This is a genomic window from Gaiella sp. (assembly GCF_035710885.1).
GTDB lineage: Bacteria > Actinomycetota > Thermoleophilia > Gaiellales > Gaiellaceae > Gaiella.
Genome location: NZ_DASTCS010000055.1, coordinates 1 through 19,110, shown reverse-complemented (window position 1 = coordinate 19,110; position 19,110 = coordinate 1). Strand labels below are relative to the sequence as shown.

The following is a 19,110-nucleotide window of genomic DNA, read 5'->3' as shown; positions in this document are numbered from 1 at the left end:
CGAACGCCGTGCGTCGTCCCGGGCGGGTGATGGCGCCTCGGCCGCGGACCCACCTGGAGGCGCGCCTGCAGCTATGCTTCCGTGGATCTAGAGCGAGTCCGGTTCGCGCGCCTGCGCCTTCCCTATCCGTTCGTGAGTTTGGTAAGGGAGGTGTATTTCAATGGCAGAAGGAACCGTGAAGTGGTTCGACGATGCGAAGGGGTATGGGTTCATCACCCCTGCCGAGGGGTCCAAGGACCTCTTCGTGCATCACAGCGGCATCGCCGGTGACGGCTTCAAGTCGCTCCCCGAGGGGGCGAAGGTCTCGTTCGAGGCCCGCGAGGGTCAGAAGGGCCCCGAGGCGACCAACGTCGCCGTCGTGGCGTAGCTGAACGTCGGCAGCCCATGGTCACCCCGGTGGCCACGGGCTGCCGCACTCGTCCCTCGTTCGGCGAAAGGAGGCGGCCATCGCCGTCAAGGAAGAGAAGCTGGAGATGGAGGGCGAGATCACCGAGTCCCTCCGCAACCGGATGTTCCGGATCACTCTCGACAACGGTCACGAGATGATCGGGTATACCGCCGGGAAGATGAAGCGTTACCGGATCAGGATGGGGCCCGGCGACCGGGTGCGCGTCGAGGTCTCTGCGTACGACCTCGACCGGGGTCGCATCGTCTACCGCCTGCGCTAGCCGCGGCGATGGCCAACCGAGCGGAAGAGCTGCGCCTCGAGCTCGAGGAGCTGCTCGCGAAGCACGAGCCCACGCTGACGGACGGCGAGCGCGCCGACCTCGTCGAGCTCGAGGAGCGCCACGGCTGGCGGCCCGGACGCAGGCCCGCCCGGCCCGAGCCGAAGATCGCAGCCTTCCTCGACCTGTTCGACCGGGCCGAGCAGGAGGAGATCACCTACCGGACGCTCGCCGGCGGAACGGTCGCGGAGCTCCGGCTCGCCTTCCGTCTCGGTCTCACCGAGCGGTCGAGCGCCGCGTCGTAAGACCCCGCCGCAGCGGCGCCGATACTTCTCCGTATGCGCCTCGCGGACGACAGCACGCTCGCGCTCTCGCCCTCCGACCTCTCGAAGCACCTCGCGTGCCCGCACCTGACGACGCTCTCCCTGCGCGTCGCGCGAGGAGAGCTCCTGCAGCCGCACCTCGATTCGCCGCACCGCGACCTCATCTTCCGCAAGGGGAACGAGCACGAGCAGGCGTACCTGGCGCGGCTCGAGGCCGCGGGGCGCTCGATCGTGCGGATCCAGACCTACGACGACGAGACGTTCGACGCCGACGAGGCTCGGCGCGCCACGGTGCATGCGATCCGCGCCGGGGCCGCGGACGTCGTCTTCCAGCCGTACCTCGTCGACGAGGAGGGGCGCTGGCGAGGGTTCGCCGACTTCCTCGAGCGGCTCCCCAACCGGACGTACGAGCCGGTGGACACGAAGCTCGCCCGGAGCGCGAAGCCCGCGCACGTCCTTCAGCTCTGCTTCTACGCGGAGCAGGTGGCCCGGATCCAGGGCGCGCCCGTCGAGCACGTCCACGTCGAGAACGGCCGGGGCGAGCGCGAGACGTTCCGCGTCGCCGAGCTGCAGGCGCACTACCGGCGGATCCGCAGGAGGTTCCTCGACGCGGTCGCCGACGAGCCGGAGACCTACGGCTGGCCGTGCGACCACTGCGGGATCTGCGACTTCCGCGCGCTCTGCCGCGAGCAGCTCGTGGCCGACGATCACCTCACCCTCGTCGCCGGGCTGCGCCGCTCGCACGCCGAGACGCTGATCGAGGCGGGCGTCACCACGCTCGAGGCGCTCGGCGACCTCACGTCGGCGGACGCGCCGGGCCTCGACGAGATCCGTCCCGAGACGTTCGAGAGGATCAGGCGGCAGGCCGCGCTCCAGCTCCGAGGCCGCAGGACGGGGACCTACCACTGGGAGCTCCTCCCCGACGAGCCCGAGCGGGGCTTCCGGCTCCTGCCCGCGCCCGACGAGGGCGACGTCTGGCTCGACCTGGAGGGCCACCCCTTCTACGAGACCTCCCGCGGGCTCGAGTACCTGTTCGGGTACTGCTATCGCGACGCGTCCGGCGAGGTCGTGTACGAGGCGCTGTGGGGGAAGGACCGCGACGGCGAGCGCGAGGTCTTCGAGCGGTTCGTCGACTGGCTCGTCGCGCGCCGGCGGCGCTACCCGCGGATGCACGTCTACCACTACGCGGCCTACGAGCGCACCGCTCTCACCCGGCTGATGGGCGAGCACGGCACGCGCGAGGAGGAGGTCGACGCCCTCCTGCGCGGCGAGGCTCTCGTCGACCTCTACCGCATCGTGAAGCAGTCGCTGCGCGCCTCGCTGGAGAGCTACTCCATCAAGGCCGTCGAGAAGCTCTACGGGTTCGAGCGCACCGCCGACGTCTCCGGCGGCGACGAGTCGGTCGTGCGCTTCGAGGAATGGCTCGAGACGGGCGACGACGCCCTCCTCGGCGACGTCGAGCGCTACAACGAGGAGGACTGCCGTTCGACGGTCGCGCTCCACGAGTGGCTCGTCTCGCTCCGTCCGCGCGACGTGCCCTGGCGGCTTCCTCCCGAGGAGCGCCCGCGGAGCGAGGAGGCGGAGGAGCGGGACGTCGAGCGGGCGGCGCTGGAGGCCGAGCTGCTCGAGGGCGCGGAGGAGGGGTCGGCCCGGCGGCTGCTCGGCAATCTCGTCGACTACCACCAGCGCGAGGCGCGGCCCCAGTGGTGGGCGTGGTTCCGTTGGCCGCAGCTCGACGACGACGAGCTGATCGCCGACCGGACGGCGATCGGCGGGCTCGTCCACGACGGCGCGCCGCCGGTGGTGGAGGGCCGGAGCCACGCGTACCGGATGAGCTTCCCTCCGCAGGAGCACAAGCTCTCGGGCGAGGGGTTCGATCCGGACACGCGGGCCCCGTTCCGGCTGCGCGTGGACGACGACTCGGGGACGGTCACGCTCCTGCGCGGGACGGCGCGCGAGGGGGAGCCGCTCCCTCGCGGGCTGACGCCGGGCGGGCCGGTGCGGGACGCGGTCAAGCGCGAGGCGCTGATGCGCTTCGTCCGGGCGTACGCCGCTGGGGACACCGGCCGTTACCCCGCGGCCGCCGCGGTGCTGGAGCGCCGGCCGCCCGACGCGCGCCTCGGCGTCGACCCCGTCGAGTCGGCGCTGTCGCTCGGCGAGAGCTACCTCTTCGTGCAGGGCCCGCCGGGCTCGGGCAAGACGTGGCAGGGAGCGCGCATGGCGATCGCGTTGATGCGCGCGGGCAAGCGTGTCGGCGTCACCTCGCTCAGCCACAAGGCGATCCACAACATGCTGCGGGCGATCCAGCACGAGGCCGATCTGCAGGGCTACACGTTCGCCGGTGCGAAGCGAGGGCGAGTCGAGGAAGGGTCGGACTCCCAGTTCGAGAGCAGGTGCTTCGTCACGTCGGAGGACGTCGACGTCTGCGCCGACCCGTCCTATGCGCTCGTGGCAGGCACGGCGTGGGCGCTGACGCGCCCCGCGATCGAGATCCATGCGGCCGAGGTCCCGCTCGACGTGCTGATCGTCGACGAGGCGGGGCAGTTGGCGCTCGCGGACGTGCTGGCGGCGGCGACGTCCGCGCGCTCGCTGATCCTGCTCGGCGACCCGAACCAGCTCCCCCAGGTCTCGCAGGGATCGCATCCCGAGGGGTCGGAGCGCTCGGTACTCCAGCACCTGCTCGGCGAGGACGTGACCGTGCCGCCCGACCGGGGCCTGTTCCTCGCGGAGACCTGGCGGCTACGGCCGGAGCTCTGCGCGTTCACCTCCGACGCGTACTACGAGGGGCGGCTCGACCATGCTGCGGTGACGGCGCGCCGCTCGCTCGCGCACGGGAACGGGCCGGTGTGGTTGCCGGTCGACCACGTCGGGCGCAGCCAGTCGTCGGTGGAGGAGGCGGACGCGGTCGCCGCCGCCGTGGGGGAGCTCGTCGGCTCGCCGTTCACCGACCTCGACGGGACGACGCGACCGCTCCGCGACGGCGACGTGCTCGTCGTCGCGCCCTACAACGCGCAGGTGCGGATGCTCCGCTCGCGGCTGCCGGCGGGGGTCGCGGTGGGCACGGTCGACAAGTTCCAGGGCCAGCAGGCCCCGGTGGTGCTCGTCTCGATGGCCAGCTCGGCGCCCGAGGACGCGCCGCGCGGCGTCGGTTTCGCGTTCGACCGGCACCGCTTCAACGTCGCGACCTCGCGCGCCCAGTGCCGCGCCGTGCTCGTGTGCTCCCCGCGGCTCCTCGATGCCGACTGCAAGACCGTCGCGCAGATGCGGCTGGTGAGCGCGGTGTGCCGCTTCGTGGAACTGGCGCAGGCCGAGTCCGGGGCGCTGGTGCCCGGCTGAAGCCGCCGCCATGTCGATCGCTTCCCGTCGGGATCGGCCGTCGGGATCGGATGTGGTCGAGACGACCGTGGCGTCCGTCCGTCCGGGGTGGGATGATCGTGGCTGTCGACGAGGGTTTGGAGGAGGTCGTGGCAACAGCTTCCCGGGAGTCCCCGCCCGCTGTCTGGCTGGCGTCGGTGTTCGGGTTCGTCAAGGCGGGTTTTCTCGCGTTCATGGGGATCATCGGGGTCGTGACCTGGGACGACGTCACGGAGCCATGGGGGATCGGGGCGCTCGTGCTCGCGGCCCTGTTCGCCCTCGCGTCCTTCGGGCTCCTCCGCGGCAGCAGCGCCGCACGCATCGTCCTCGCCGCGCTGGCGGTCGTGGGCGGCGTGATGGCGCTCGTGTATGTGTTCGTCGGGCCGACCAGCGCGATCTTGCCGTCGCTCGTGACGGCGGCGCTGGACGCGGTGCTGGTGTGGCTTCTGTACGGCTCGCGGGGCGCGCGGGCCTTCTTCGGTTCGTAGCGGACGACGCCCCGGGGCCGGAACCGGCATGCGTAGAGTGGCCGAGCACATGGCGTGCCAATTGCCGCAGGGAGGACGATGAGCTCGCCCGCCGCCGTGCCGAACGATCGGATCCGTGAGCGGGCCGAGCGGTTCGCGAGCGGCCCGGTGCCGCTCGCTGCGCTGTCGATGGCGTTCGAGGAGAGCAGGGCCTCGTCCGCCGAGGTGCTCGTCGAGGGTCGTTCGTTCTATCCGCCGATGCTGGAGGACATCGCCGCGGCCTCGTCGTCGGTGCACATCAACCAGTTCGGCTTCCGGCCCGGCGTGGTGGGCGAGAGGTTCGCGGAGGTGCTGGTCGCGAAGGCGGCGGAGGGAATCCCGGTGCGGCTGGTCGTCGACCGGCAGGGCTCCGATCCCGAGCGCGGCTCGCAGCAGCTCTACGAGCGGCTCACCGCAGCGGGGATCGAGGTCTGCGTCGTCCGCGCGACGGTGGCCCGTGTGCAGGTCGGCCCGCTCGGCGCGGACGGGGCGACGCGCTGGAACCTTCGCGCGCTCGGGCACATCGACCACCGCAAGGTCGCCGTCATCGACGGTCGGATCGGCTGGGTGGGAGGCGCCGGGATCGAGGACCACTTCGAGGACGGGCGCTTTCACGACCTGTTCGTGCGGGTCACGGGCCCGGTCGTCCGGCAGCTGCAGCTCGTCTTCGTCGGCGGCTTCCGTTGGCTGGGGGGGCGTGTGCAGGTCGACGACCTGGAGACGCTCTTCCCGGAGACGGGCGACGAGGGCGAGGCGATCCCCGCCGTTGTCTTGCACAACGCGCCGGGGCGCTACCGGCCGATCAGCGATGCGATCGCGCGCATGCTCGAGAGCGCGGGGGAGACGCTCGACGTGGTCAATCCCTACGTCACCGACCGCGGCATGATCCGGCGGGTCGAGCAGGCTGCGCGCCGCGGTGTCCGCGTGCGGCTGTTCGTCCCCGCGAACGCGAACAACTGGGCGTGCGCAGCCGCGCAGCAGTTCCACCACGCCACGCTGCTCGACGCCGGCGCGCGGATCCTCGAGTACCCGACCATGCTCCACGCCAAGGCGTTCGTGCGCGACGGCGAGGAGCTGCTCGCGGGAACCTGCAACCTCGAGGCCTGGAGCCTGAGGCGCTTCTTCGAGATCGACCTCCGGCTCCACTCGACCACCGTCGCCGCGCAGTTCGAGCAGCGGTTCAGCGCACCGGCCGAGGCCGTGTCGTCTCCCGGGCGCCCACTCACCGGCCGGCGCGAGCGGGCTCGCGCAAGAGTCTTCGCAACCCTCTCGCCGCTGCTCTGACAGCCGAGCCGATCGCGTTCACATGGGTGAGGCAGCGCGGTGGAGTTGGCGCGCCGACCGAAGGCGGCGTAGGTTGTCACGCTGACTGCGACAAGGAGGCCACGTGCTCGCCGCGGACTACCCGTTTCTCGATCTCTTCTGGACGATGCTCATCTTCTTCTTCTGGATCATGTGGATCTGGCTGCTCTTCACGGTCTTCGGAGACATCTTCCGCAGGCACGACATCTCCGGCTGGGCGAAGACCGCCTGGATCGTCTTCGCGATCGTCCTGCCGTTCCTCGGCGTCTTCATCTATCTGATCACGCAGAACGTCGGGATGACCGAGCGCAACCTCGCGCGCTCTCGGGCGCAGCGGGAGCAGTTCGACGACTACGTGCGCGAAACGGCGGGGGGCGGCGGCGCGGCCGCCGAGATCGAGAAGGCCAAGCAGCTGTTCGACTCGGGCGCGATCACGCAGGCCGAGTTCGAGGCGATCAAGCAGAAGGCGCTGGCGTAGAGAGGCACCGAGGAGGAGCAACGAGGGAAGAGATCGGGCCGGCGCTCCCCGACCCCGTCGGGCGGACACCATCTGCCTGACCGACGTCCCGTTCGCGGGAAAGGCGGACGGGGCGAGATGGTCGGCTTCGATGTCTCGGGCTGTTGATCTGCCGCCGGCCAGGGCGCGCGGCCGCTGAAGCGAGGGAAGGCGTGGACGAGCAACCGACCCCGGAGGGGATGCCGGTGCCGCGTGCCGGCGTCGACCGCCCGGTCGAGCTCGTGCTCGGGTTCGCCCACGCCGGCCACGCGGCGGGATACCCGACCGCGGACCTGGAGGAGCGGCTGCTCGTCCTCGCGCGCGCCGTCGGCCAGGCGGACGCCCAGGTCTCGGCTACCCCGACCCTTGTCGAGGTCTCGCTGGGGTCGATCCCGGAGCAGCGGAGCTACACGATCCGCGTCCGTCCGCGCCCCGTCGACCTCGACGCGATCGCACGCCTGGACGAGCTCGTCCAGGACATCGCCGGCGGGCGTCTCGGGGTGGAGCGTGCGCTCGCCACGGTCGCCGACATCCGCGACGATCCTCTCGAGCGGCCCTGGCCGCTCCTCCTCGCTGCGTACGGGCTGGCCGGCGCCGCCCTGACGCCTGTGCTCGGCGGTGGGTGGCGAGAGGTCCTCGCGGGCGGGCTCGTCGGGCTCGTCGTCGGGGGCATCGCGCTGCCCGCACAGTGGACCGTCCGCCTCGAGCCGATGGTGGCGCCGGTCGCGGCGCTCGCCGCCAGCTTCTGCGCCGCGGCGCTCGCCCGGCTCGACGTCTCCGATGCGCCCGACCTCGTCACGCTCGCAGCGCTCGTCACGTTCCTCCCCGGCATGCGGCTGACGATCGGGATGCGCGAGCTCGCGACCGAGCATCTGCAGTCGGGTGTCGCAAACACCGCGAGCGCGCTCGTCCAGCTCCTCGGTCTCGTCTTCGGCGTCGGCATCGGCCGTTCCATCGCCGCCGCGTGGTTCGGCGCCACACCGGAGGTGGACCCCGCGGCCGCCTTCTCGGCGCCGTACATCGTCGCGGCGCTCGCCACGGGCCTCGCCTTCACCATCACCCTGCGGGCGAGATACCGGGATGCCCTGCTGATGTGCACCGCGACCGTTCTCGCCCTCGTCGCCAACGAAGCCGGCACCGCGATCTTCGGCCGCGACGCAGCCGTCTTCGTCGCCGCTGTGACGGTTGGGGTCGTCGGCGGCCTGGTGGGCTCACGGCTCCGACGGTCGCCGCTCGTGTTCATCGTTCCGGGCGTGCTGATGCTCGTGCCCGGGAGCGCCGGTTTCAACAGCGCCCTGCAGCTCCTCAGCAATCAGACCGTGAGCGGGATCAACGCCGCCTTCGACACGTTCGTGACCTCGATGTCGATCGCGTACGGCCTGATCATCTCGGCGTCGCTGTTCCCCGGGCACTCCTCCGCACCGTCGCGCGGGGACGACCTCCGCCCGTCATGAGCTGCCCGGCCGTGGTCGGTTGCGGGCCCGGAGCAGCTCGAGCCCGGAGGCAACGCCGACAGCCGAGAGCCCGAGGCTCGCGGCGACGACCAGGAGCAGCCCATAGCCCACGCTCGCGCCGAGGACCTCGCGGCTGTCGCGCCAGCTCGTGAGCGCCGTCCAGCCGATCACCAGGGCCGTCCCGAGCACGCCCACCACCCCCACCCACGACCCGCGCGCCATGGATCGGGCCCAGAGGAGTGCCGGCACCGCGAGGATCACCACCAGCCAGCCGTCGTGCGGGCCCTGCGTCCCGTTGAGGCTCACAGGGCCCTCCTTCGTCCAGGTGCAGAACACCCCGATGACCGCGACGGCGAGCGCGATCGACGCCCCGATCTGCGTCCACGAGCGCCCGGGCACACGGCGTGTAGCTTCCTCGGGCAATGAGCGGCGACGCTAGCACGGACGTTCGGCGGCGTCGGCTTCGGGATGCCCTGGGAATCCTCGGGCTGCTGGTGGCAGGCCTGTTCGTGCTCGTCTACCTGCAGGTGCTCGGGATCACCCAGCGGCCGAGCTGGCCCCCAGACTCCGACGCGGTGACCTCCTCCGGGGCGGAAGCCGCCACCGAGGCGTTCGCCGCGCGCGACGGCGTGCGCCCGCACGACGCCGATCTCGACTTCGCCTGGTCGACCGCCGCCACCGTCGAGCCGTGGGTCGAGGGAAAGACCTTCTTCCCGCGCATCTTCGGCGATATCGAGGCCGCCCGCTCGTCGGTGCACATCCTCATGTTCGGCTGGCGCGAGGGCGAGGTCGGGAGGGAGATGGCGGCGCTCCTCGAGCGGAAGCTGGCCGCCGGCGTCGAGGTGCGTGTGATCGTCGACGGCTTCGGCTCGAGGCCCTTCGGCGACGCCGAGGAGATGTTCAGGGGGCTCGCGGCCGCCGGCGCGCAGATCGTCGTCAACGACGTGATCCCGGTCGACCGCGATGGGCTGTACCCGGACGACCGGCGGCTGGACTGGCGACAGGACGAGGTCGGTCGCGCCGACCACCGCAAGCTCTACGTCGTCGACGGCGCGGTTGCGTGGACGGGGGGCGCGGGGATCGAGGACCACTTCGAGGACGGGGGCTTCCACGACGTGATGGTGCGCGTCACCGGTGACGTGGTCCGGCAGGCGCAGGCGGCGTTCCTGACGAGCTTCCGCGGCCACGGCGGACCGATTCCGGCCGACCTCGCGCGCTACTTCCCCGAGCCGGCCGACCCGGGCTCGACGCCGATCGCCCTCGCCCAGGTGATTCCGGGGGGCTTCGTGGCCGCGTCGGCGGCGATCCGAGAGCAGATCGACGGCGCGCGGCGCCGCCTCGACGTGATGAACCCGTACCTGACCGACCGGGACGTCCTGGAGCGCATCCTCGCCGCGGCGCGCCGCGGCGTGGCAGTCCGGCTCGTCGTGTCCGAGACGTCCAACAACGCCCAGGCAAGCGCCGCCCTGCGCGACCGATACGACGACCTGCTCGGAGCGGGCGTCGCGATCTGGGAGCTTCCGGGCACGGTCGTCCACGCCAAGGTCGTGGTGGCCGACGACGTCGTCAGCTTCGGCACGGTGAACCTCGACTCGTGGGCGCTCTACCGGAACTCCGAGCTCGCGATGATCGCGCGCAGCCCCGACGCCGCGGCGCTGTTCGAGGAGCGGCTGTTCCGGCCGGACATCGCACGCTCGGAGCGCGCCGAACGGCCCTCGGGCGCGCGTCAGCGCTTCCAGAGCTGGCTCTGGGACAAGCTGACCTACTTCCTGTGATCACCTGAGGCGTCGCCGCAGCCGGGTCTCTCCTCGCCGGCTGAGCCGTTGACTGCGCCTTGCGGATCGCAGGCCGCGCCGGCCGAGCATGATGCACAGATGGGCGGCGCGCAGGAGAGAGGGCCCGCTCCACCTCGTCGTCCGTTGATCGGTGAGCGGCTCTCCGGCTTCGTGTACGGGACGATCGTCGTGCTGGCGGTGCTCGTCGGAGGCGTGCGGGCGTTCCCGGACGACGCCGGGCGCATCGCTGCGATGGTCCTCGTCACGTGCCTCGTCCTGTGGGTGGCGCACGTGTATGCGCACGCGCTGGCGCACAGCGTGGCCCACGACGAGCGCGTGTCCGTGGCGGAGCTGCGTCTCATAGCCCGCCGTGAGGGCTCCATCGTCGAGGCGGCAGTCCCGCCACTCGCAGCGCTCTTGCTCGGGGTCTTCGACGCCGTGTCGACGAGCACCGCGGTCTGGCTCGCGTTCGGGGCCGGGCTCGCCGTGCTCGCTGCTCAGGGCGTCGTCTTCGCCCGCATCGAGCGGCTCCGCTGGCCGGCCACGCTGCTGGTCGTCGGGGCGAACCTTGGCTTCGGCCTCGTCTTGGTCGCCCTGAAAGTGCTCCTGACCCACTGATCGAGGGGCCGGTTGCCCGCCGAAGCCTGGCACAGGGGGCGACGCCGAGTGTGCATGATCATGACGCCAGGACGACGATTGGGAAGGAGCAGGGTGCGAGATCCGGCCATTGGCCACGACGATCCAGGGGCCGTGCCGGGGGACCGGCACGCTCCCCCGTCTCGCGGCGAGACTGCAGGGCCGCGTCGGTTCGACCGGGGCGATGTCCGAGCGCGCTGATCTGCGTCACGGCAACGAGGTCGTCCCGCTGGCCGAGGCCAAGCTCGCGGCGCCTCGACTGCGCGCGGAGCTCGTCGAGCGGCCGAGGCTCTCGGTGGCGCTCGACGCCGGGCAAGGCAGGGCGGTGACGCTCGTCGCAGCGCCGGCCGGGTACGGGAAGACGACGGCAGTGCGCGCGTGGTGTGCGGCTCGCGGCGCCGCTCCGGCCTGGGTCACGCTCGACGTCGGCGACAACGACCCGGTCCGGCTGTGGTCGTATGCGGCGACCGCCGTCGAGCGTGCGCACGAAGGTCTCGGGCGCGATGCCCTCCAGCGGCTGAGTCACGCCGGAAGCTCCCTGGAAAGCTCCGTCGACGCGCTGATGAACGCGATCGCCACCTCCGGAGAAGGCGTCGTGATCGTGTTGGACGACATGCAGGCCGTGGAAGACGAGGAATGCCTGGCGACGATCGACCATGCGGTGAAGCGCCTCCCGCGCGCGGCACGGCTGGTCCTGATCGCGCGAGTCGATCCAGGGCTCGGACTGGCCCGGCTGCGTGGTCGCGGCGACCTGCTCGAACTCCGTGCCCGCGAGCTCACGTTCACCCCTGCCGAAGCTCGCATGCTCGTCGTCGAGCGTGGCGGAATCCAGCTCGGGCCGGACGAGGTCGAGCTCCTGTGCGAGAGGACCGAGGGTTGGCCCGCTGCACTCGCGCTCGCCTGCATCTGGCTTCGCAGCGTTGACGACCCGCGCGGTGCGGTGCGCGACTTCGGCGGCAGCCACGGCTTCGTGGTGGACTACTTGACCGACGAGGTGCTCGCCTCGCTCGACGACGACGTCCGCTCGTTCCTGCTCTCCGTCTCCGTTCTGGGTCGGTTCACCCCGGAGCAGTGCGACGGCGTGCTCGGGCGCACCGATTCCGCGTCGATGCTGGCGCGGCTCGGGCGGTCGAACCTCATCACCCGCCTCGAGCGCGGCGGCTGGTTCCGGGTCCACCCGCTGTTGGCGGAATTCGCCGGATCACAGCTCGAATCCGAGCAGCCCGGCGCCAGAGCCGCGATCCATGCCCGCGCCTCGGCATGGCTCCGGTCGCACAGCCTCCTGGTGGAGGCCACGGAGCATGCCGCTGCCGCCGGCGACGACGAGGCCGTCGCCCAGCTCTTGGTCGAGAATCACCTCTCGCTGATCAGAGCGGGACGGGCCAGGTCGCTGCTCCGCTCCGTGCGCACGCTGCCCAACGACAAGCTCGTCGAGCATCCGGTGATCGCCGTCGGGGCGGCGACGGCGGCCCTGATGGCGGGTCAGAGCACCCTCGAGCAACGCCGCTTCCTCCATCTCGCGGATCGCGCGCGCGCAAAGCACCCGGAGCGCGTGGGCCCGTATGTCGAGGCCGTAGCGGGGATGGTGCGCGCCGCCTCGGTCGACGGCGACGTCGGCAAAGCGGTGGCTGCCGGCCGCCGCGCGGTGGAGTTCGCCGCGGACTCCGACGACGTGCTCGTCGCAGCGCTCGCTGCCCTGGCCAGCGCCCTGTACTTCGCAGGCGAGCTCGACGAGGCCTGGGTCGTGGGGCTCCGAGCGCTCGAGCATCCGGAGGCCGAGCTGCGTCCGCCGGGCCACGCCGTTGCACGCTCCGCCCTCGCACTCGTCGCGGTCGACCGGAAGCGCATGGGCACTGCCCGGACGCATGCCGAGAAGGCGCGGGCGATCGTGGGCAGGCTCGGCACCAGCCGGAGCTGGATCGGCGCCAACGCCTCCGCTGCCTTCGGTGCCGTGCTCGCGGGCGAAGGCGACCATGCCGCCGCGGATCGGGAGCTCGCCTACGCCGAGCACTTCTTCCGGGACGAGGTGGCGACCGTCCACCACGCGTGGATACTCGGCGTGCTCGCCCGGGTTCGCACTCGCAGGGGACGCCTGGACGAGGCGGAGGCGGCGCTTCGGTCGGCCCTGGACGAGATCGCCGAGCTCACCGATCCGGGAAGCGTCCTTGCCATGGTCGAGGACGTCGGCCGGGAGCTCGGCGAGGCGAAGTCGCGGGCCGCGGACGGCGAGGTGCTCGAGCTTCCGAGCACGGCAGAGCTCGCCGTGCTGCGGCTGCTTGCGTCCGAGCTCTCCGTTCGCCAGATCGGCCGCGAGCTGTTTCTGTCCCCGAACACGATCCGGTCGCACACGCGTGCGCTGTACCGCAAGCTCGGCGTCAACTCCCGCATGGACGCTGTCGCCCGCGCAGAAGCGCTGGGTCTGCTCGGCCGACCAGAATCACCCATGTGATCACGATGTTCGACGCGCCGCCGACGAACCGAGCGCGCAATGCTCCTCGCATGCACAGTCGGCGGTACCGCCTGGTCGTGCAGGGCGAGTTGAGCGACCGCGTCGAGGCGGCGTTCGAAGGGATGACGCTGACGCGCGACGAGGGGAACACCAGGCTCGAGGGCTCCGTCCGCGACCAGGCGGAGCTCCAGGCGCTCCTCCGGCGCGTGTCCGATTTCGGCCTGACGCTCCTCAGCGCGACCACGATCGGCGAAGAGACCGGAAGGAGAGCCCAAGCATGAGCACGGAGACGGAAACGGCGATCGGCGCGAACTCGGAGGTCGGGAAGCTCAGAACGGTGATGGTCCACCGGCCCGACCTCGCGCACGAGCGGCTTTCGCCCTCGAACTGCCATGAGCTGCTCTTCGACGACGTGATCTGGGTCCGCCGCGCACGCCAGGAGTTCGACGCGTTCGTCGACCTCATGCGGGATCGCGACGTCGAGGTCCTGCTTCTCCACGAGCTCCTGGCCGAGACACTCGAGGCCCCCGAGGCCCGCGAGTGGCTGCTGTCCCGGCGCGTGCGCCCCGAGGAAGTGACGGTGATGTTCGCCGACCCGATCGCCGACTGGCTCGGCGAGATGCCGGCCGACGACCTCGCGACACGGCTGACCGGCGGTGTGACCGTCCAGGAGCTCCCCGACGAGATCCGCTCCGCGATCGGTCCGGCGCTGCAGTCGACCAACTTCGTGCTCGCGCCTCTGCCGAACCAGCTGTTCACGCGAGACCCGAGCGCCTGGCTCTACGGCGGAGTCTCACTCAACCCGATGTTCTGGCCGGCGCGGCAGCTCGAGACGCTCAACGTCGAGGCGATCTACCGGTTCCATCCGCGCTTCCGGGACGCGGGCTTCCCGATCTGGTTCGGAGGCGCCGATCACGACTGGGGCAGCGCCCGCCTCGAGGGCGGCGACATGATGCCCGCCGGGGACGGGGTCGTCCTCGTCGGGATGGGCGAACGGAGCACGGCCCGTGCGGTCAGCATCCTCGCGCAGAACATGTTCGAGGCCGGCGCGGCGCGGCTCGTGATCGGGGCGCAGATGCCGCGTGAGCGGGCCGCGATGCACCTCGACACCGTCTTCAGCTTCTGCGACCGGAACATCGTCACGCTCTACGAGCCGGTCGTCTCCCAGATCCGGCCGATCCTGTTCACGCCGGGCGGACCGGCCGGCGTGCAGGCCGAGGTGTCGGAGCGCTCATTCCTCGACGAGCTCAAGGACGCGCTCGGGATCACGGACCTGGAGGTCGTCACGACCGGCGGCGACGAGTTCGAGGCCGAGCGCAACCAGTGGGACGACGGCAACAACGTCGTCGCGCTCGAGCCCGGTGTCGTGGTCGCCTATGAGCGCAACGAGGCGACGAACGCGAAGCTGGCCAAGGCAGGTATCGAGGTGCTCGCCATCGCCGGGCAGGAGCTCGGCCGCGGTCGCGGCGGGGGCCACTGCATGACCTGTCCGATCATTCGCGACGCATGACGAAAGGAACGAACGCATGAGCACGATGGTCGACCTTCGCGGCCGGAACCTGATGAAGCTGGCGGACTTCTCGCCAGAGGAGATCACGTACCTGATCGACCTCGCCGCGGAGCTCAAGGCGGCGAAGAAGGAGGGGCGCGAGGAGCAGAAGCTCGTCGGCAAGGAGATCGCGCTGATCTTCGAGAAGGACTCGACCAGGACGCGCTGCGCCTTCGAGGTGGCCGCCTACGACCAGGGGGCGAACGTCACCTTCATCGGCCCGGGTGGCTCGCACATGGGACACAAGGAGACCGCGAAGGACACCGCCCGCGTCCTCGGCCGCATGTACGACGCGATCGAGTACCGGGGCTTCGGACAGGACACCGCGGAGGAGCTCGCGCGCTGGGCCGGCGTGCCGATCTACAACGGCCTCACCGACGAGTGGCACCCGACGCAGATCCTGGCCGATTTCCTCACCTTCCGCGAGCACGTCCCGAAGCCGCTCTCCGAGGTCGTGTTCTGCTATCTCGGCGACGCGCGCTTCAACATGGCCGACTCGTACCTGATCGGCGGCGCGAAGCTCGGGATGGACGTCCGGATCGCGAGCCCGAAGTCCCTCTGGCCGCGCGACGAGATCACGGAGCTCGCGCGTTCGGTCGCGGCCGAGACGGGCGCGACGATCACGATCACCGAGGACGTCGCCGAGGCGGTGCGGGGCTGCGACGTGCTCCTCACCGACGTCTGGGTCTCGATGGGCGAGGCCGACGAGGTCTGGGCCCAGCGGATCGAGCTGCTGACGCCCTACCAGGTCAACGCCGAGAAGATGGCGGCGACCGGCAACCCCGACGTGAAGTTCATGCACTGCCTGCCCGCGTTCCACAACACGGACACCGAGGTCGGCAAGGAGATCTTCGAGAAGTTCGGGATGGAGGCGCTCGAGGTGACCGAGGAGGTCTTCGAGTCGCCGGCCTCGCTCGTCTTCGACGAGGCCGAGAACCGGATGCACACGATCAAGGCCGTCATGGTCGCGACGATCGGGAGCTGAGGGTGCGCGTCGTCGTTGCGCTCGGCGGGAACGCGCTGCTCCGGCGCGGGGAGCCTCTGACGGCGGAGAACCAGCGCGCCAACACACGAGTGGCGTGCAAGGCGCTCGCGCCGGTCGCGCTCGAGCACGAGCTCGTCATCTCCCACGGCAACGGCCCGCAGGTCGGGCTCCTCGCGCTGCAGGGCTCCGCCTATACCGAGGTCGACCCGTACCCGCTCGACCTGCTCGGAGCCCAGACGGAGGGGATGATCGGCTACCTGATCCAGCAGGAGCTCGGGAACGAGCTGCCGTTCGAGAAGCGGCTCGCGTCGCTCCTCACGCTCGTCGAAGTCGACGCCGACGACCCGGCCTTCGGCGATCCGACCAAGCCGATCGGGCCGATCTACTCGCAGGAGGACTCCGAGCGGCTCGCCCGGGAGAAGGGGTGGGTGTTCAAGCCCGACGGCGACAGCTACCGGCGCGTCGTGCCCTCGCCGCTGCCGCAGCGCGTCTTCGGGCTGGAGCCGCTCGAGTGGCTCCTCGATCAGGGTTGCGTCGTGATCTGCGCGGGGGGCGGCGGCATCCCGGTCATGTACACGCAGACGCCGGTGCCGGCCGGGCGGCAGCTCGTGGGCATCGAGGCCGTGATCGACAAGGACCTGGCAAGCGCGCTGCTCGCCCGAGACCTGCGCGCGGACGCGCTCGCGATCGTCACCGACGTCGACGCCGTGTACGAGGGCTGGGGCACGCCTGAGCAGCGTGCGATCAGGCGCGCGACGCCGGAGGCTCTCGCCGGGTCGGAGTTCGCGGCAGGCTCGATGGGGCCGAAGGTCAAGGCCGCGTGCTCGTTCGTCGAGGAGACCGGCGGCCTCGCGGTGATCGGCTCGATCGGGGACACCCCGGCGCTCCTGCGCGGCGAGGCGGGCACGGTCGTCACCCGCGACGCGGAAGGAATCGAGCTTGTCGACGTCGCATAAGGAGATTTGATGAGCGAGCACGCCGCCGAGCCGGAGCCGAAGTCCGGGTTCAGGCTTCCCTCCGCCTACACGATCCTCTTCGCGCTGATCGTCCTGGCCGCGATCGCGACGTGGATCATCCCGGCGGGCACGTACGACCTCAATGCCGAAGGCGAGCCGGTCCCCGGGACGTACCACGAGGTCGAGCAGAAGCCGGCCCGGATCCTCGTCGACTCGCTCACCGCGCCGATCAACGGGATGTACGGCATCGAGGACGCGACCGGCAACATCAACTACTACAACTCCGGGTCGCTCTTCGGCGCGATCGACGTCGCCCTGTTCATCCTCGTGATCGGCGGCTTCCTCGGCGTGACGATGAAGACGGGTGCGATCCAGGCGGGCATCGGCACGCTCGTCCGACGCCTGGAGGGCCGGGAGCGCTGGATGATCCCCGCGCTGATGGTCGTGTTCGCGCTCGGCGGCACGAGCTACGGCATGGCGGAGGAGAGCCTCGCCTTCTACGCGCTCGTGATCACGGTGCTCATCGCCGCGGGCTACGACGCCCTGACCGGCGCCGCGGTCGTCCTCCTGGGTTGTGGCATCGGGACGCTCGGCTCGACGATCAACCCGTTCGCGACGGGGATCGCATCCGGGTTCGCGGGCGTCTCGATCAGCGACGGCCTCCCCGGCCGGGTGGTCATCCTGCTCGTCGGACTGGCGATCGGCATCTTCTTCGTCCTGCGCTACGCCGATCGGGTGAAGGCCGACCCGTCGAGGTCGGTCGTCCACGACATGAGGGAGGAGAACGAGGCCCGCTTCAAGTCCGAGAGCGAGGGCGGGGCGATCGAGCTCACGGGAACCCACAAGCTGATCCTGATCGTGTTCGCGCTCGCCTTCGGAGTGATGATGTACGGCGTCATCCCCTGGGAGGACATGGGCGTCCCGCTTCCGACCTGGTGGTGGTGGTTCCCCGAGATGACCGGGTCGTTCCTGCTGTTCGCGATCATCATCGGGCTGATCGCTCGCATGGGCGAAGGGGAGCTCACGGGCACGTTCGTCGACGGCGCCCGCGACCTCCTCGGGGTCGCGCTCATCATCGGGATCGCCCGCGGGATCACGGTGATCATGAACAACGGCGAGATCACGGATACCGTCCTGCACTGGTGTGAGCTCGCGCTCGGCGACGTGGGTGAGTCGACCTTCGCGATCGTGATGTTCCTGCTCTTCCTGCCGCTGTCCTTCCTGATTCCGTCCTCGTCCGGGCTCGCGACGGTGGCGATGCCGATCATGGCGCCCCTCGCGAGCTTCGTGAACGTGCCCGAGCAGCTCGTCGTGACTGCCTACCAGAGCGCGTCGGGGGTCATGAACCTGTTCATCCCGACCTCGGCCGTGGTGATGGGCGGTCTCGCGATCGCCCGCGTGCCGTACGACCGCTACCTCCGCTGGGTGTGGCCGCTCCTCCTCGCGCTGAGCGTCCTGTGCATCGTCGTCCTCGGCGTGGGGGCGGCGCTCTCGTGAGCCCGACGAATCGACAAGAGCAAGGAGAGGCGTGATGGGTGACGGTTTCAGATGGGCGGTCGTGCTCGCGGCCACGCTCGTTCTCATCGGCCTGGCGGCCTACGCCCGCGGCCCCGAGCACTACCGCGGCGACGAGGTCGGCTCGCACGGCACGAAGGTCGTCCTCGTCCGGACGGACGACGAATGAGCACCGTCGCGGCTCAGACCGCGGGCCCGCAGGCCGTGCGTGACGCGAACTGGCACGGCCTGGCCGCGGACGACGCCACCGCGCACTTCGGTGTCGACCCGCGGACCGGGCTGGACGCCGCCGAGGTCGAGCGGCGCCGCGCGGAGGTCGGCCCGAACAAGCTCGCGGAGGCGGAGAAGGAGCCCGCCTGGCGGGCGTTCCTGCGGCAGTACCGCGATCTGATGCAGCTCGTTCTCCTCGGCGCCGCAATCGTCAGCATCGTCGCGCTGCAGGAGTGGTCCACCGGTCTCGTGATCATCGGCCTGACAGTGCTCAACGCCGTCCTGGGACTCAACCAGGAGGGCAAGGCCGCCGAGAGCGTGGCCGCGCTCCAGAAGATGCTCCTGATCCACGCCCATGTCCGCCGCGGCGGCGAACGGGTGGACATCCCCGCCGAGGAGGTCGTCCCCGGCGACATCGTCACGTTCGAGGCCGGCGACAAGGTCCCCGCCGACGGGCGCCTGATCCTGGCCGCGACGCTGGAGATCGAAGAGGCGGCGCTGACCGGAGAGAGCACGCCGGTGCTGAAGTCGGTCGACCCGGTGGCAGGCGAGGACGTCCCTCTCGGGGACCGCCTCGACATGGCCTACATGAACTCGACCGTGACGCGCGGGCGGGGCGAGATGGTCGTCACGGGGACAGGGATGGCGACCGAGGTCGGGCAGATCTCGGGGATGCTGGCGGGGGTCCAGCAGGAGAAGACGCCGCTCACGCGCCAGCTCGACCAGCTGACCGTGCTCATCACGATCATGGCGGCGGTCGCGCTTGCGCTCGTGATCGTGTTCGGGCTCATCCGCGGCGACGACTTCGACGACCTGTTCGTGATCGGCATCGCCCTTGCGATCGCGGCGATCCCGACGGGCCTGCCGGCGGTCGTCACGACCATGCTCTCGCTCGGGACGCAGGCGCTCGCCGCGAAGGGGGCGATCGTGAAGCG

General features: G+C 70.8%; 19 protein-coding genes. 18 read left to right on the top strand and 1 reads right to left on the bottom strand.

The genetic code is table 11. The features are described 5' to 3' along the window. Nucleotides 1–160: 160 nt before the first annotated feature. The 8 genes from VFO26_RS13805 (at nt 161) to VFO26_RS13770 (ending at nt 8,100) form a co-directional block, all read left to right on the top strand. Nucleotides 161–367 carry a cold shock domain-containing protein gene (locus VFO26_RS13805; protein WP_349259088.1) on the top strand — a complete coding sequence of 69 codons (207 nt, stop codon included), beginning with the start codon at nt 161–163 and terminating at the stop codon, nt 365–367. 79 nt (nt 368–446) lie between these two features. Next, entirely contained in the window at nt 447–668 is a 222-nt protein-coding gene (gene infA / locus VFO26_RS13800; RefSeq protein WP_325113127.1) for a translation initiation factor IF-1, read from the top strand. A gap of 8 nt (nt 669–676) precedes the next feature. Then, nucleotides 677–970 (top strand): hypothetical protein, encoded by a 294-nt coding sequence (locus VFO26_RS13795; RefSeq protein WP_325115610.1) that lies wholly within the window; start codon nt 677–679, stop codon nt 968–970. 33 nt (nt 971–1,003) lie between these two features. Further along, a complete protein-coding gene (locus VFO26_RS13790) occupies nt 1,004–4,324 on the top strand; it encodes a TM0106 family RecB-like putative nuclease (RefSeq protein ID WP_325115609.1) in 3,321 nt (1,106 codons plus the stop codon). Between the two features lie 128 nt (nt 4,325–4,452). Continuing rightward, nucleotides 4,453–4,830 (top strand): hypothetical protein, encoded by a 378-nt coding sequence (locus tag VFO26_RS13785; RefSeq protein ID WP_325115607.1) that lies wholly within the window; start codon nt 4,453–4,455, stop codon nt 4,828–4,830. 78 nt (nt 4,831–4,908) lie between these two features. Continuing rightward, nucleotides 4,909–6,132, top strand: a complete 1,224-nt coding sequence (locus tag VFO26_RS13780) for a phosphatidylserine/phosphatidylglycerophosphate/cardiolipin synthase family protein (protein WP_325115606.1) — start codon at nt 4,909–4,911, stop codon at nt 6,130–6,132. Nucleotides 6,133–6,235: 103 nt separating this feature from the next. Continuing rightward, a complete protein-coding gene (locus VFO26_RS13775) occupies nt 6,236–6,628 on the top strand; it encodes an SHOCT domain-containing protein (RefSeq protein ID WP_325115605.1) in 393 nt (130 codons plus the stop codon). Between the two features lie 191 nt (nt 6,629–6,819). Then, nucleotides 6,820–8,100: a threonine/serine ThrE exporter family protein gene (locus VFO26_RS13770; protein ID WP_325115604.1), complete on the top strand. Its 1,281-nt coding sequence runs from the start codon at nt 6,820–6,822 to the stop codon at nt 8,098–8,100. Here the strand turns inward: VFO26_RS13770 and VFO26_RS13765 are convergent. Beyond that, nucleotides 8,095–8,499 (bottom strand): hypothetical protein, encoded by a 405-nt coding sequence (locus VFO26_RS13765; RefSeq protein WP_325115603.1) that lies wholly within the window; start codon nt 8,497–8,499, stop codon nt 8,095–8,097. The genes VFO26_RS13770 and VFO26_RS13765 overlap by 6 nt on opposite strands. A 23-nt stretch (nt 8,500–8,522) precedes the next feature. Here VFO26_RS13765 and VFO26_RS13760 point away from each other — a divergent pair, with 23 nt between their 5' ends. The 10 genes from VFO26_RS13760 to VFO26_RS13715 all read left to right on the top strand — a co-directional run. Then, nucleotides 8,523–9,875: a phosphatidylserine/phosphatidylglycerophosphate/cardiolipin synthase family protein gene (locus tag VFO26_RS13760; protein ID WP_325115602.1), complete on the top strand. Its 1,353-nt coding sequence runs from the start codon at nt 8,523–8,525 to the stop codon at nt 9,873–9,875. A 144-nt stretch (nt 9,876–10,019) separates the two neighbouring features. Further along, nucleotides 10,020–10,493, top strand: a complete 474-nt coding sequence (locus tag VFO26_RS13755) for a hypothetical protein (protein WP_325115601.1) — start codon at nt 10,020–10,022, stop codon at nt 10,491–10,493. Between the two features lie 202 nt (nt 10,494–10,695). Beyond that, the gene (locus tag VFO26_RS13750; RefSeq protein ID WP_325115600.1) at nt 10,696–12,960 is read left to right on the top strand and encodes a LuxR C-terminal-related transcriptional regulator; all 2,265 of its coding nucleotides are present in this window, start codon (nt 10,696–10,698) and stop codon (nt 12,958–12,960) included. A gap of 50 nt (nt 12,961–13,010) precedes the next feature. Further along, the gene (locus tag VFO26_RS13745) at nt 13,011–13,241 is read left to right on the top strand and encodes a hypothetical protein (protein WP_325115599.1); all 231 of its coding nucleotides are present in this window, start codon (nt 13,011–13,013) and stop codon (nt 13,239–13,241) included. After that, a complete protein-coding gene (locus tag VFO26_RS13740) occupies nt 13,238–14,470 on the top strand; it encodes an arginine deiminase (RefSeq protein WP_325115598.1) in 1,233 nt (410 codons plus the stop codon). Before VFO26_RS13745 ends, VFO26_RS13740 begins: the two co-directional genes overlap by 4 nt. Nucleotides 14,471–14,495: 25 nt before the next feature. Beyond that, nucleotides 14,496–15,494 carry an ornithine carbamoyltransferase gene (gene argF / locus VFO26_RS13735; RefSeq protein ID WP_325115612.1) on the top strand — a complete coding sequence of 333 codons (999 nt, stop codon included), beginning with the start codon at nt 14,496–14,498 and terminating at the stop codon, nt 15,492–15,494. Nucleotides 15,495–15,496: 2 nt separating this feature from the next. Beyond that, the gene (arcC, locus tag VFO26_RS13730) at nt 15,497–16,450 is read left to right on the top strand and encodes a carbamate kinase (protein WP_325115597.1); all 954 of its coding nucleotides are present in this window, start codon (nt 15,497–15,499) and stop codon (nt 16,448–16,450) included. A 9-nt stretch (nt 16,451–16,459) separates the two neighbouring features. Next, the gene (locus tag VFO26_RS13725) at nt 16,460–17,947 is read left to right on the top strand and encodes a YfcC family protein (protein WP_325115596.1); all 1,488 of its coding nucleotides are present in this window, start codon (nt 16,460–16,462) and stop codon (nt 17,945–17,947) included. Nucleotides 17,948–17,981: 34 nt separating this feature from the next. Further along, nucleotides 17,982–18,134: a hypothetical protein gene (locus tag VFO26_RS13720; protein ID WP_325115595.1), complete on the top strand. Its 153-nt coding sequence runs from the start codon at nt 17,982–17,984 to the stop codon at nt 18,132–18,134. Beyond that, on the top strand, nt 18,131–19,110 hold a 980-nt coding region (locus VFO26_RS13715), incomplete at its 3' end, for an HAD-IC family P-type ATPase (protein ID WP_325115594.1). The genes VFO26_RS13720 and VFO26_RS13715, both read left to right, overlap by 4 nt.

Bases quoted from the DNA above. Each gene is read 5' to 3' on its own strand.
- VFO26_RS13745 (WP_325115599.1), top strand. From the start codon at position 13,011: ATGCACAGTCGGCGGTACCGCCTGGTCGTGCAGGGCGAGTTGAGCGAC.
- VFO26_RS13740 (WP_325115598.1), top strand. From the start codon at position 13,238: ATGAGCACGGAGACGGAAACGGCGATCGGCGCGAACTCGGAGGTCGGG.
- VFO26_RS13805 (WP_349259088.1), top strand. From the start codon at position 161: ATGGCAGAAGGAACCGTGAAGTGGTTCGACGATGCGAAGGGGTATGGG.
- VFO26_RS13750 (WP_325115600.1), top strand. From the start codon at position 10,696: ATGTCCGAGCGCGCTGATCTGCGTCACGGCAACGAGGTCGTCCCGCTG.
- VFO26_RS13795 (WP_325115610.1), top strand. From the start codon at position 677: ATGGCCAACCGAGCGGAAGAGCTGCGCCTCGAGCTCGAGGAGCTGCTC.
- VFO26_RS13790 (WP_325115609.1), top strand. From the start codon at position 1,004: ATGCGCCTCGCGGACGACAGCACGCTCGCGCTCTCGCCCTCCGACCTC.
- VFO26_RS13720 (WP_325115595.1), top strand. From the start codon at position 17,982: ATGGGTGACGGTTTCAGATGGGCGGTCGTGCTCGCGGCCACGCTCGTT.
- argF (WP_325115612.1), top strand. From the start codon at position 14,496: ATGGTCGACCTTCGCGGCCGGAACCTGATGAAGCTGGCGGACTTCTCG.
- VFO26_RS13760 (WP_325115602.1), top strand. From the start codon at position 8,523: ATGAGCGGCGACGCTAGCACGGACGTTCGGCGGCGTCGGCTTCGGGAT.
- VFO26_RS13725 (WP_325115596.1), top strand. From the start codon at position 16,460: ATGAGCGAGCACGCCGCCGAGCCGGAGCCGAAGTCCGGGTTCAGGCTT.
- VFO26_RS13780 (WP_325115606.1), top strand. From the start codon at position 4,909: ATGAGCTCGCCCGCCGCCGTGCCGAACGATCGGATCCGTGAGCGGGCC.